Source organism: Pantoea sp. WMus005 (genome assembly GCF_013415305.1).
Lineage (GTDB): Bacteria > Pseudomonadota > Gammaproteobacteria > Enterobacterales > Enterobacteriaceae > Pantoea > Pantoea rara.
In genome coordinates, this window is sequence record NZ_JACBXU010000004.1 from 206,614 (window position 1) to 219,261 (window position 12,648).

Annotated in this window: 11 protein-coding genes and 1 tRNA gene; 1 reads left to right on the top strand and 11 read right to left on the bottom strand. The window is 55.0% G+C overall.

Annotated features, from left to right (window positions below; all coding sequences use genetic code 11):
* Positions 1-53: 53 nt before the first annotated feature.
* Entirely contained in the window at positions 54-1,019 is a 966-nt protein-coding gene (locus tag HZZ01_RS15825; protein ID WP_179898536.1) for a sensor domain-containing diguanylate cyclase, read from the bottom strand.
* Positions 1,020-1,332: 313 nt separating this feature from the next.
* Positions 1,333-1,408 (bottom strand) — tRNA-Phe (locus HZZ01_RS15830).
* Positions 1,409-1,630: 222 nt separating this feature from the next.
* On the opposite strand from HZZ01_RS15830, the gene HZZ01_RS15835 reads away from it, so the two are divergent.
* The gene (locus HZZ01_RS15835) at positions 1,631-2,950 is read left to right on the top strand and encodes a PAS domain-containing methyl-accepting chemotaxis protein (protein WP_179898537.1); all 1,320 of its coding nucleotides are present in this window, start codon (positions 1,631-1,633) and stop codon (positions 2,948-2,950) included.
* Between the two features lie 28 nt (positions 2,951-2,978).
* On the opposite strand, the gene mrdA is transcribed toward HZZ01_RS15835, so the two are convergent.
* From mrdA to osmY, 9 genes are all read right to left on the bottom strand, one after another.
* Positions 2,979-4,850, bottom strand: coding sequence for a penicillin-binding protein 2 (gene mrdA, locus HZZ01_RS15840; RefSeq protein ID WP_179898538.1), 1,872 nt, complete (start codon positions 4,848-4,850; stop codon positions 2,979-2,981).
* Positions 4,851-5,071: 221 nt separating this feature from the next.
* Positions 5,072-5,785 carry a purine-nucleoside phosphorylase gene (gene deoD / locus HZZ01_RS15845; protein ID WP_179898539.1) on the bottom strand — a complete coding sequence of 238 codons (714 nt, stop codon included), beginning with the start codon at positions 5,783-5,785 and terminating at the stop codon, positions 5,072-5,074.
* 26 nt (positions 5,786-5,811) lie between these two features.
* A complete protein-coding gene (gene deoB / locus HZZ01_RS15850) occupies positions 5,812-7,035 on the bottom strand; it encodes a phosphopentomutase (protein ID WP_179898540.1) in 1,224 nt (407 codons plus the stop codon).
* A gap of 95 nt (positions 7,036-7,130) precedes the next feature.
* Positions 7,131-8,459 (bottom strand): thymidine phosphorylase, encoded by a 1,329-nt coding sequence (gene deoA, locus HZZ01_RS15855; RefSeq protein WP_179898541.1) that lies wholly within the window; start codon positions 8,457-8,459, stop codon positions 7,131-7,133.
* Positions 8,460-8,521: 62 nt separating this feature from the next.
* Complete coding sequence (gene deoC, locus HZZ01_RS15860; RefSeq protein ID WP_179898542.1) at positions 8,522-9,301, bottom strand: deoxyribose-phosphate aldolase; 780 nt, start codon at positions 9,299-9,301, stop codon at positions 8,522-8,524.
* A 248-nt stretch (positions 9,302-9,549) separates the two neighbouring features.
* A complete protein-coding gene (locus HZZ01_RS15865) occupies positions 9,550-10,347 on the bottom strand; it encodes a TatD family hydrolase (RefSeq protein WP_179898543.1) in 798 nt (265 codons plus the stop codon).
* The gene (locus tag HZZ01_RS15870) at positions 10,344-11,396 is read right to left on the bottom strand and encodes a patatin family protein (protein ID WP_179898544.1); all 1,053 of its coding nucleotides are present in this window, start codon (positions 11,394-11,396) and stop codon (positions 10,344-10,346) included. The genes HZZ01_RS15865 and HZZ01_RS15870 overlap by 4 nt, the downstream gene beginning before the upstream one ends.
* Before the next feature lie 220 nt (positions 11,397-11,616).
* Positions 11,617-11,778, bottom strand: coding sequence for a DUF1328 domain-containing protein (locus tag HZZ01_RS15875; protein ID WP_003848537.1), 162 nt, complete (start codon positions 11,776-11,778; stop codon positions 11,617-11,619).
* A 96-nt stretch (positions 11,779-11,874) separates the two neighbouring features.
* A complete protein-coding gene (gene osmY / locus HZZ01_RS15880) occupies positions 11,875-12,489 on the bottom strand; it encodes a molecular chaperone OsmY (protein ID WP_179898545.1) in 615 nt (204 codons plus the stop codon).
* Positions 12,490-12,648 lie beyond the last annotated feature (159 nt).

Sequence of the window (12,648 nt, forward strand, 5' to 3'; positions counted from 1 at the left end):
GGGGGGATAACGCGTGACTCTCGCCTGCAAGGCAAATGCCCGACTCAGCGGAGTCAGAGGGGCCCCGAAAAACTGGAATCAAAAGCAACACCGCGCTTGCCGTTTTTCTTAATGCGGTACATCGCTTCATCAGCCCGTGCCAGAGCGGTATCAAAGTCATCTTTCAACTGCGCCTGAGAAACGCCCACTGAAGCGCCTATAAGCGCATGGCCGTTGGCCATATCAAATGGGGTAAGCACGGCATCAAGACAGGCGTGTGCCAGCTGTCTGACCTGAGGATGATCAATCGCAAACGGCAATAACAGGACGAATTCATCGCCGCCGAGCCGGCCAATCATAACCTCTGCCGGAGCGAGTTCAGTTAACCGATGGCTTAACTGGATTAACACTTCATCACCGCTGCGATGCCCCAGGGTGTCGTTGACGTGTTTGAAGTTATCCAGGTCGATAAAGACAACGCAGAGGGGGCCCTGCGCTTTCAGTTCACAGAAATAGGTCTGCAGGGCATGGCGATTGTTGAGCAGCGTAAGAGGATCGTGCAGCGCCAGCAGAGCAAGCTGCTCTTCATATTGCTTCTCTTTGGTCATGTCGATGTGCGTGCCGATGACTTTTACTGGCTCTCCGTGTGCATTCCACTCGCTTACCCGGCCCCGATCCAGCACCCACGTGATGCTGCCATTTTTGGCAATCATGCGGTGAAGCGCTTCGTAGTAAGGCGCTTTCCCGGCAATGTGATCATTGAATGCCTGCAAAACTTCGTCAGCATCATCGGGATGCAGACTCTCTTTCCAGGACTCGAAGTTGGCGTCGGTCTCTTTAGGCTGGAAGCCCAGCATCGCCCCCCAGCGCCGGTTGAAGATCACCAGTTTGCCGCTGGGAATATCGAGCTGCCACAGGAACAATCCGGTGCCATCGAGCGCAGCATTGAGTTTTGTGCGGGCGTCATGCGCTATACGCTTCAGACGCGCATTATGCTTTTTCAGGTTCTGTATCTGCAGACGCAACGTTTCTTCTGACATGACCGTGACAGAGCTGGAAAAAGGGCTATTGTGCCTGTCAGGTTGATTCTGTAAAGGGTGGCTTATAAAACACGATTAGCCCCGGTCAATTGCAGGCTGGACAGGATATCAGGCGGTGACGCTCTGGCAACGCAGCACAGAGCCGGGACGGCAAAGTGGTTTCGACGTGAAATCTATTTGTGTTGCTACAGGATTGAGGGGGATATATGGCCAGAAGGCGTTGAAATTCGGAATGTTCGGGGATAGAGGGGAGTCTGGCTAACCAGGTTCGCCCTGGAACGCAAAAACCCGCCAGAGGCGGGTTCTTTAAAGATGGTGCCCGAACCCGGAATCGAACCAGGGACACGGGGATTTTCAATCCCCTGCTCTACCGACTGAGCTATTCGGGCAACGGGGCGCATTAAACCAAAGCGGCCCGGCAGCGTCAAACGCTTTTCGCCAAAACCCACCCGACTGACCGCTTTTCCATCAACTCAAATACCGTCTTTGACGTGGCACCTGAATTTCCCGGCTGCCCGGATAAATTTCAATCAGAAGCCAGCCTCAACCTCCATTGTGCCGCGATTTTGCCGATATAGCATGCGAGACCAACACTAATAATAAGGATCGCCATGTTTTCCACCATTACATCAGGCATCGCTTCGCGCCATAGCTGGCAGAAGCGCTCACACTCAGCCGCGACGCTAAGCTCCCTCAACGGCTCCATTGCCATGATTGAATTCTCCCCCGATGGCGCCATTCTTAGCGCCAATGCGCTGTTTCTGGCGCGCATGGGTTACACGCTGGCGGAGATCGAAGGCCAGCACCACAGCCTGTTTTGTACCCCAGAGCAGCTTCAGTCGCGGGCGTATCAGGATTTCTGGCAGCGACTCAACCGGGGTGAAAGCTTCAGCGATAAGTTTCTGCGTATGGCGAAAAACAGCCGCCCGATCTGGCTTGAAGCCAATTATGTGCCGGTACAGAACCGCCATGGCCGCGTGATTAAAATCGTCAAACTGGCCACCGATATTACCGAGCATATTAACGATGCGCATGAACAGCGCGCCATCACCACCGCCATTGAGCGGTCAATGGCGGTGATCGCCTTTAACCTTAAAGGTGAAGTGCTTAAAGCCAATGACAACTTCCTGAAAACGATGGGATACCGTCGTGAGGAAGTCGAAGGCATTCATCACAGTCATTTCTGCTCGCAGGCGCTGCGCGACAGCCGCGAATATAGCGCGTTCTGGCAGCAGCTGAATCGGGGTGAATTTGTCTCGGGCCAGTTTCCCCGGGTGAATAAACGGGGCGAGACGGTCTGGCTGCGCGCCACCTACAATCCGGTGTTTGACGAACAGGGCAGACTCTACAAGATCGTGAAATTCGCAACGGATGTCACCGCACAGGTGGAAAAGAATCAGCAGGAGCATGACGCGGCACAGCAGGCTTATCATACCGCACTGCAAACGGATCAAAGTACAAAGCTGGGTGCCGATGTTATCGCCAGCAGCGTGCAGACCATGAATGCCCTGGCGGGTGAACTCCAGGGGATCTCCGGTGATATTACCGGCCTGAGTGAATCCTCAGATCGTATCGGCGAGATTGTGGAAGGTATTCGTCGGATCGCCGATCAGACTAACCTGCTGGCGCTGAATGCGGCTATTGAAGCGGCACGGGCCGGAACCCATGGCCGCAGCTTTGCGGTGGTGGCTAACGAAGTCCGCACACTGGCGGCGAACATCAACCGCGCCACTACCGATATTGAAAATCGGGTACAGCAAAACCATCTTCTGGCGAGCCGGGCACTGAAAGGGATTGAATCAAACCTGAAGCGCGCCGATCAGGGCGTACAACTGGCCCAGGAAGCGGGCGGCGTGATTGCAGAAATCCGTGAAGGTGCAACGGACGTCGTGCGCGCCATTGGCCATGTGACCAAGACGCTTAAAATCTGACGCTCTGTGGGGGAGCAGTTGTCCCTCTTTACGGTGTTGCCTGAACCGGCGCTTCTGGCGTCGGCGGAATAAAGATGTGGTCCAGAATCGCCCGCATCACGGGTGCCGCCGTAATCCCTTCATTGCCGCCGTTCTCCAGAATTAACGCCACCGCCACTTTCGGGTCGTTAAACGGCGCGAAGGCAGTGTAGAAGATATGGTCTCGCAGCCGTACCGGGATCATCTTCGCGTTATAGGTCTGGTTCTGGCGCAGGCTGAACACCTGCGACGTCCCACTCTTCGCGGCGATGCCATAAGGTGCCGTGTGGAAATATTTATAGCCGGTGCCGTTTGGCGCGTTAGCCATGCCAAACATCGCGTGGCGAACCAGCGACCAGTAGGGTGAGTGAGGATCGCCAATCTGCGCCTCGCGCTGCCCGGGATGGTAATTCTCCACCCGCGTGCCACGCTGGGTTTTCTCCAGCAGATGCGGTGCGATGACCCGACCATTGTTAATCAGCGCCACCATCGCTTTCACCATCTGAATCGGTGTCGCAACCCAGTAGCCCTGCCCGATGCCAACGGAAACCGTATCGCCCTGATACCATGTCTTTTTATGCACCTTCTGCTTCCATTCACGGCTCGGCAGTAAGCCGTTGTACTCTTCATTGAGGTCGATGCCGGTCGATTTACCGTAACCAAACTGGCTAAGCATGGTGTGAATCCGGTCAATGCCCATCATAAATGCCACCTGATAGAAGAAGGTGTCGGCGGACTCTTCAATCGCACGGGTGACATCCAGCATGCCGTGCCCGGTTTTTTTCCAGTCCCGATAACGCCGGTCCGTGCCTGGCAGCGTCCAGGTGGGCGCACCAAAGAACTGCGTTTGTGGCGTAATCACATGGGTCAGCAGCGCCGACATCGCCATATAGGGTTTCACCGTGGAGGCGGGCGGATAAAGGCCCTGCGTGACGCGGTTAATCAGCGGCAGGTCTTTATCCTGCAGCAGCTTTTTGTAAGCCTGATAGCTGATGCCTTTCACAAACGGATTAGGATCGTAGCTGGGACTGGAGACCATGGCCAGCACGGAGCCGTCGTGCGGATCTTCAACCAGCAGCGCCGCACGCTGTCCTGCCAGCAGACTCTCAATATATTGTTGCAGATGCAGATCAAGCGTCAGTGTCAGGTTTTTGCCCGCCACAGGCGGCACCTCTTTCAGCACCCGCACAATGCGGCCGTGGTTATCCACTTCCACTTCCTGATAACCCGGCTTGCCGTGCAGCAGCGCTTCATAATAGCCCTCAATTCCCTGCTTACCGATGTTATGGTCAGCGGCATAGTTTTCGGCGATGCCCTCTGCATTCAGTCGTTTGTAGTCGTTATCGTTGATTTTCGATACATAACCGATCACATGTGCCAGATCCGCGCCATAGGGATACTGGCGATCCTGATAGGTTTCAAGACTGGCACCGGTAAAGCGAAACTGATTCACCGCAAAGCGCGCGACCTGCTCTTCAGTCAGCTCCTCCTTCAGCACCACCGGCTTGTAACGACTGGTCTGTTTCAGGGCGTGGCGGAACGTATCAATCTCATCGGGCGTCAGATTAATTAATGGTGTCAACGCCCGCAGTGTGGCATCCATATCGGTGATTTTGTAAGGGGTCAGCGTAATGGCGTACCAGCTGACGTTGCGCACCAGCGGAATACCGTTGCGGTCATATATCAGCCCGCGCGTCGGGGCAATGGGGATCATCTTGATGTCGTTCTGGTTGGATCGCGTCTGGTAGTAGCTATGATCGCGCACCTGCAGACGATAAAGGTTTACGCCAAGAATAGTGAAGCAGATACAGACCAGAGCAAAGGCTATTGCGGCACGACGGGCAAACAGCTTCTCTTCAGCGTCGAAGTTACGAAAGTTCATCAGGAGGCATATCAGGCGATTAATTTTTATCTGTTATTGCGCACTATGATAAAGCGGGATCACAGCGGTGCCAGCGCGAAGATGCACAAGCCTCAGCAAAAGTGTGTCATTTGATGTGAATGTTACCAGGACGGCGAGGCGGGAAAATCAGATCCTCCGGCAGAGGAGGATCTGAACAGGCGAATCAGGCAGCAGGCATCAACAGGTACCCGCCGCGCCGATTAATCACCCAGCAGGACAGACTCCAGCGCAATAGTGATCATATCGTTGAAGGTGGTCTGACGCTCAGCAGCGGTGGTCTGCTCGCCGGTACGGATGTGGTCTGACACTGTGCAGATGGTCAGCGCTTTGGCACCGAACTCAGCGGCTACACCGTAGATACCTGCGGCTTCCATCTCAACGCCGAGGATGCCATATTTTTCCATAACGTCGAACATCTGCGGATCCGGCGTGTAGAAAAGATCGGCAGAGAAGATGTTACCTACGCGCGCTTCAACGCCCAGGTTTTTCGCTGCATCAACTGCGTTACGCACCATGTCGAAGTCAGCAATCGCAGCGAAGTCGTGATCTTTGAAACGCATACGGTTTACTTTGGAATCGGTGCTGGCACCCATACCAATCACGATGTCACGCAGTTTTACGTCGGCACGTACGGCACCACAGGAGCCAACACGGATGATCTTTTTAACGCCGAAGTCCGTGATCAGCTCTTTGGTGTAGATGGAGCAGGAAGGAATACCCATGCCGTGACCCATTACAGAGACTTTGCGGCCTTTGTAAGTGCCGGTGTAGCCCAGCATGCCGCGCACGTTGTTCACTTCAACCGCGTTTTCCAGGAAGGTTTCTGCGATGTGTTTTGCACGCAGTGGATCGCCAGGCATCAGCACGACGTCTGCGAAATCACCCATTTCAGCATTAATATGAGGGGTTGCCATTGTTTAATCCTTATTAAATTGCTGATTTACAGCATGTTCTTGCCATAGTCCATCTCGGACAGGCCAAAGTAATGTGCAATTGTCTGACCTATATCGGCGAACGTTTCACGGTATCCCAGAGAACCCGGCTCCACATTCGGTCCGTAGATCAGAATCGGAATGTGCTCACGTGTATGTTCAGTGCCCTGCCAGGTCGGGTCACAGCCGTGGTCAGCGGTCAGGATCAGGATGTCATCTTCGCCAACCAGCTTCATCAGCTCAGGCAGACGACGGTCAAACAGCTCCAGCCCGCCCGCATAACCGGCTACATCGCGACGATGTCCCCAGGTTGAGTCGAAATCAACAAAGTTGGTGAACACAATCGACTGATCCGGCGCGATTTTCATCTCCTGAATCGTCGCATCAAACAGCGCATCCAGACCGGTCGCTTTGACCTTTTTGGTAATGCCCTGCTCAGCATAGATATCCGCGATTTTACCCACGGAAATCACGTGACCACCCTTCTCGTCCACCAGCTTTTTCAGCATGGTGGCGGATGGCGGCTCGACCGCCAGGTCGTGACGGTTACCGGTACGCTCGAACTGACCCGCTTTGTCACCCACAAACGGACGGGCGATGACGCGACCAATGTTATAGCCACCTTCAGTCAGCTCTTCACGGGCGATTTCGCACAGTGCATAGAGACGATCCAGACCAAAGGTCTCTTCGTGACAGGCGATCTGGAACACGGAGTCCGCAGAGGTATAGAAAATCGGCTTGCCGGTTTTCATGTGCTCTTCGCCCAGCTGGTCGAGGATCACCGTACCTGACGAATGGCAGTTACCGAGATAGCCCGGCAGGTCTGCACGCTCAACCAGCTTGTCCAGCAGTTCCTGCGGGAAGCTGTTCTCTTTGTCGCTGAAGTAGCCCCAGTCAAACAGCACCGGCACGCCGGCGATCTCCCAGTGGCCTGATGGCGTATCTTTACCTGACGAAAGCTCGCTGGCGTAAGCATACGCGCCGGTGATCTTCGCTTCAGGATCAAGACCCAGTGGGAAGCGACCCGTCGACAGCTCAGCGGCTTTGCCCAGCCCCAGGGCGGTGAGATTAGGCAGATGCAATGGACCTTTACGGCCCTTGTCTGCTTCACCTTTAAAACAGGCTTCGGCAATATGACCTAAGGTATCTGAACCCACGTCACCGAATTTGTCGGCATCTTTACTGGAGCCAATTCCAAAGGAATCGAGCACCATAATAAAAGCACGTTTCATGCAAGTCTCCTGCGCATTGGCGCGTGACAAGTCAAAAAAAAGCGATCAGATCAGTATACCCGAATGCATCACAGCTGGCACCGGTTACTGCTCAGTTAGCTGATATCGCTCACACGGCGATAAACAACCGGCGTCTCCGCCGGGGCAGAATCCCCGAGCACCAGCGCGGCTTTGACCGCTGCGGCGGCCTGCTGCCATTTGTCTTCGCTGCTGGCATGAATCATCGCCAGCGGACGCTGCGCATCGGCACGTTCGCCCAGGGTGATCATCTCACTGAAGCCGACGCTGTAATCGATGCTGTCGCTGGCGCGCTGACGTCCGCCGCCCATTGCCACGACAGCCAGACCCAGCGCACGGGTATCCATGCTGCTGACGATGCCAGGATTGTCGGCATAAACCGGTTTGCTCAGCATTGGCGCGGGCAGATAAGTGTCGTAGCGTTCGACGAAATCAGCCGGTCCCTGCTGGGCAGCCACCATGCGACCAAACACCTCGGCGGCTTTGCCGTTATCCAGCACCGTCATCAGCTTCTGACGCGCTTCGGTGTCGCTGGCGGCCAGTTTGCCGGAGATCAGCATTTCGCTGCAAAGCGCCAGCGTCACTTCCAGCAGGCGTGGATTGCGCTGTTCACCGGTCAGGAAGCGAACCGCTTCACGCACTTCCAGCGCATTACCGGCTGAGGAGGCAAGAACCTGATTCATGTCCGTCAGCAGCGCGGTGGTCTGACAGCCTGCGCCGTTAGCGACGCCCACAATCGACTGCGCCAGACTTTCTGAGGCTTCATAGGTGGGCATAAACGCACCGGAACCCACTTTGACATCCATCACCAGCGCATCCAGCCCTTCTGCCAGCTTCTTCGCCAGAATCGAGGCGGTGATCAGCGGAATAGAATCGACGGTGGCGGTGATGTCACGCGTGGCGTAGAAACGCTTATCCGCCGGTGCCAGCGAACTGGTCTGGCCGATAATGGCGACACCGACCTGCTTAATGATTTCGCGGAAGCGGTCATCGCTGGGGAAGATATCGAAGCCCGGAATCGCTTCCAGTTTATCCAGCGTGCCGCCGGTATGGCCGAGGCCACGACCGGAGATCATCGGTACATATCCACCACAGGCGGCGACCATCGGCCCTAACATCAGCGATGTCACATCGCCGACGCCGCCGGTCGAGTGCTTATCCACCACTGGCCCGTTAAGGTTAAGGGATTTCCAGTTAAGCACCGTACCGGAATCACGCATCGCCATCGTCAGCGCGACCCGTTCTGGCAGCGTCATGTCGTGGAAGTAGATGGTCATCGCCAGCGCGGCAATCTGACCTTCTGAGACGGTGTTATCACGCACGCCATTAATGAAGAAGCGAATCTCCTCTTCAGTCAGCGCATGGCCGTCACGTTTTTTGCGAATAATTTCTTGTGGCAGGAACAAGGTAGCCCCCTGGTTCAGGGAAAACAGAATGGAGAACAGGCGGTCAGAGACCGCCTGAAGAATCAGTAACCCGCTTTGCTGGTGTCGCTGTCATGACCCAGTGTGTTGAGCAGGCTCGCCAGCAGGCTTGATGCACCAAAGCGGAAATGGCGCGCATCAGCCCAGTCGGCACCCAGCGTATCTTCTGCCATTTGCAGATAGATCGCGGCATCTTCCGCGGTGCGTACGCCGCCCGCAGGCTTAAAGCCAACGTCCTTGCTGACGCCTTTATCACGGATCACATTCATCATGATCTGCGCCACTTCTGGCGTGGCGTTAACCGGCACTTTACCGGTGGAGGTTTTGATGAAGTCGGCACCCGCATCAATGGCAATTTCAGAGGCCTGACGGATCAGCGCGTCCTCCTTCAGCTCACCGGTTTCGATGATCACTTTCAGCAGCACGTCCGCTTCAGCACAGGCGGCTTTACAGGCTTTCACCAGATCGAAACCGACCTGACTGTTACCGGCGATTAGCGCGCGGTACGGGAACACTACATCCACTTCATCAGCACCGTAAGCGATAGCGGCGCGGGTTTCTGCCAGTGCAATGTCGATGTCGTCATTGCCGTGCGGGAAGTTGGTCACCGTGGCGATGCGGATCTCCGGGGTACCCTGCTCGCGCAGCGTTTTGCGCGCAATGGGAATAAAACGCGGATAGATACAGATTGCCGCGGTGTTGCCTGCCGGGGATTTAGCCTGATGGCACAGGGCAATCACTTTTGCGTCGGTGTCGTCGTCATTCAGGGTGGTTAAATCCATCAGTTTCAGGGCGCGCAGGGCAAGGTGTTTGATATCGGTCATGAGGCTCTCCAAAGAATCGGGGTGCAACCCACCGGCTTGCCGGCGGAATGTTATAATAATAACACTCTGAAGCGGCCTGATATGTGCCAGCAGTCACATAGAAATAAGAAAATGGTGCAATCACATCACGTAAAACGTGACTAAAATCGCAGATTACACTACCTGATGGTGATTATACGTCAGCCGGAGCAATGTTACTATTATCACATTTTAGCGCAAGGGGTGTCGTTCAGGCGAAAGACGGACAGTCAGTTACGCAACGCCGGGAAAGCGGGATCGAGCTGAAACAGCTGCTGACTGTTGTGCCACAGTGCATCAGCAATGTCTTCAGGTGACTCTTCCCGCAGGCTGCAGAGCACTTCCCACACCTGACGTGCCCGCTCCGGACGGTTTGGCTGGCCCTGAAAACCCTGCAGCGGCATATCGGGTGCATCGGTTTCCAGCAGCAGTGAAGAGAGCGGCAGATGTGCCACGGTCTGACGGGTCTTGCTGGCACGTTCATAGGTAATGGTCCCGCCAATGCCAATCGCATAACCCAGCTTAATAAAGGCCTGCGCCTGTTGCAGGCTGCCAGCGAAACCGTGCACCACGCCACGGCGCGGCAAATCGTGACGACGCAGAATCTGCGCCAGCTTGTCATGGGTCCGGCGCGAATGCAGGATCACCGGCAACGCATAACGCTTCGCCAGCTTAAGCTGCGCGTCAAGAAAGCGCTGCTGCTTATCAAACTGCGGATCGTCGCGGTAGAGATCCAGTCCGATCTCGCCGATCGCCACCAGCTTACGCGGCCGCTGTTGCAGAAAGTTTTCCAGCTGATCGAGATGGACATCCTGATGATGTTCGATGGCAATCGGATGCAGGCCCAGCGCGGCATAGAGCGGTGGATGCACCGCGGCCAGCGCGCAGACCCGCTCAAAGCGGCTGGCATCGACCGCCGGAATAATAATCTTCTCCACCCCCGCTTCAGCGGCGCGTGCCAGGCTGGCGGCAATATCCCCTTCGAACGGCGGAAAGTCGAAGTGACAGTGCGTGTCGATAAACTTCATGCCAGCGATCCTTTGTCGTAATCCGCATCATTGTCCGCCAGGGGCGGTGTGACGATCAGTCGGGTATCCGGCGCATTGGCGACCGGCGCAGGCGGCGTAACGATACGCGCTGAGATCATGGGTTCTGCATCGCTCAGCCACTGGCCCAGCGTGGCGAGGAAATAGCGACCGCAGCGTCGTCCCAGATGATAATCCTGATTCAGCGCCGCGATGCTGCTACCCAGCGCACTGCTCGCCAGCACGTGCGGCGGGAAGATTTCAATGATGCGCAAATCATCGGGTGGATTCTCAATAAACTGCTGAATTTCCTGATAGCTCTGCTCATGCTTATTCAGCACGTTAATCATCGGCTGCAGCGCGCCGGTGCTGAGCCAGCGCTCCATCCGCTTAAACCATTTCGGGGTATAGAACATCTGCGACGGCACGGTGCGGATCACCACAATGGTATCGGCGCCGCGCCGCGCGGCTTCACGCACCGGAATCGCATCGCTGATGCCGCCATCGTGATAGCTGATCCCTTCCAGATTGACGCCCAGCCGGTAAAAACCGGGAATGGCACTGGAGGCTTTAATCAGATCCAGCCAGTTATCGGCGTTGGGATTGAAGTAGCCGGGCGTGTAGTCATCGCTGCGGCAGGCGCACATATAGAATTCGCGACCGCTGGAGAACAGCTGTTCCGCACTGCTCATCGCCAGCGGAAATTCACTGCGGGTGATATCGATCAGCCAGTCGAGGTCAATCAGATTGCCTCCACGCACAAAGCGCAGCGGATCAAAAAAGAGTTTACTGGTGGTATAGCGGGTAATGACACGACGGGCATAGCCGGGCTGAGCACAGACAAAGGCAGAGAGATTTTGCGCACCGGCAGAAGTGCCGAGCATCAGCTGAAAAGGGTTAAATCGGGCGCGCTGAAATTCGTCGAGTACGCCTGCGGTGAAAATGCCACGCTGACCGCCGCCTTCACATACCAGGGCTATTTTCTGAGATTTAAACGGTGTCAGGGCCAGAGGTTCAATGGCGCCGAGTGTGACGGGAATGCGTATACCCACTGTGCGAACCTCAAAAAGGGGTTCCGGGTATGCTGGAGGGTTAATCCATTTATTACGGCAGCATTCCGGAGAACCAGTCATCTAATCCTTTAACCGGCAGGCCAGCTGGGCTGGCTTACCTTGTAGCGATGTGAAGGTGTTCCTCTCTTCACGTCAGTCGCTACAGATGACTGGTCTCCGCTCTATGCTTTACGTTGCATTAGACTGCAGAACTCATCGGCTAAAGCTTTTTACGGCCGGTAAACAGGCTGATGAGGAACAGGATAATACCAACGACGAAGACAACTTTAGCTGCCCATGCTGCTGTGCCCGCTAAACCACCAAAACCTAACGCTGCAGCGATCAGTGCGATCACCAGAAAAATAATGCCCCAACGAAACATAAGCCTCTCCTTACCCAATTTAAAATCGAACTGGTTATTTCATCCCCGGATGGGTGTCTTTTATTCGTGCGGCCACCTGGGTGACCGCACATAAGCTTAAGATTTAACCGTCAGGTCATTCTTAACGCTTTTCACGCCTTCAATGGCTTTAGCGATGCTTTCTGCACGATCTGACTGTGCCTGATTAGCAACATGCCCTGAAAGCTGAACAACACCGTCGGTGGTCTCAACTTTAACGTTGCGCGACGGAACAATGTCGTCTGCTAATAGCTTAGCTTTAATTTCGCTGGTCGTAGCGGCATCGCCGGCATAACCTTTCATTGAAGATGATTTGCTGTCTCTGACGTGTAGTTTATCGCTGACGGATTTAACACCTTCGATTTTCTGCACCACAGCCACAGCCTTTTCAGCCTGATCCTGTGAGGTGACGAAACCGCTTAAGGTTACGACGCCGCTATGCGTTTTTACCGAGATATCCGTACTTTTAATTGCGTCGTCATCTACCAGTGCCGCTTTGGCTTTGGCAGTGATGCCGCTGTCATCCATATAACCATCGACTTTTTTCATAGAACTATCGATTTTTGAACCCGCGCTGTCGGCTGTCTGTGACGCTTTCTGCGACATTGATTCGTCAGCCAGTGCGCTGCCGCTGATCAGTGCTGAGCCAATCATGGCGGCCATCAGGGTTTTAGCAATCTTAGTCTTGTTCATCGATATCTTCCTTCTATCAGTTAACTCACCCAAAAACTGTGGGCGCAACAGAGGCAACCAGGGCCTCTGCGTTACAGGACGTAAGGACAAGAGAAGTCTCTTCCGCCGTCCGATAGGATAATCATAGACGGCATTTTGCAATTTGCCTGGCTAACTGGT

Bases quoted from the DNA above. Each gene is read 5' to 3' on its own strand.
- HZZ01_RS15825 (WP_179898536.1), bottom strand. From the start codon at position 1,019: ATGTCAGAAGAAACGTTGCGTCTGCAGATACAGAACCTGAAAAAGCAT.
- deoB (WP_179898540.1), bottom strand. From the start codon at position 7,035: ATGAAACGTGCTTTTATTATGGTGCTCGATTCCTTTGGAATTGGCTCC.
- HZZ01_RS15875 (WP_003848537.1), bottom strand. From the start codon at position 11,778: ATGTTTCGTTGGGGCATTATTTTTCTGGTGATCGCACTGATCGCTGCA.
- mrdA (WP_179898538.1), bottom strand. From the start codon at position 4,850: ATGAACTTTCGTAACTTCGACGCTGAAGAGAAGCTGTTTGCCCGTCGT.
- deoD (WP_179898539.1), bottom strand. From the start codon at position 5,785: ATGGCAACCCCTCATATTAATGCTGAAATGGGTGATTTCGCAGACGTC.
- deoC (WP_179898542.1), bottom strand. From the start codon at position 9,301: ATGACCGATATCAAACACCTTGCCCTGCGCGCCCTGAAACTGATGGAT.
- HZZ01_RS15865 (WP_179898543.1), bottom strand. From the start codon at position 10,347: ATGAAGTTTATCGACACGCACTGTCACTTCGACTTTCCGCCGTTCGAA.
- HZZ01_RS15835 (WP_179898537.1), top strand. From the start codon at position 1,631: ATGTTTTCCACCATTACATCAGGCATCGCTTCGCGCCATAGCTGGCAG.
- osmY (WP_179898545.1), bottom strand. From the start codon at position 12,489: ATGAACAAGACTAAGATTGCTAAAACCCTGATGGCCGCCATGATTGGC.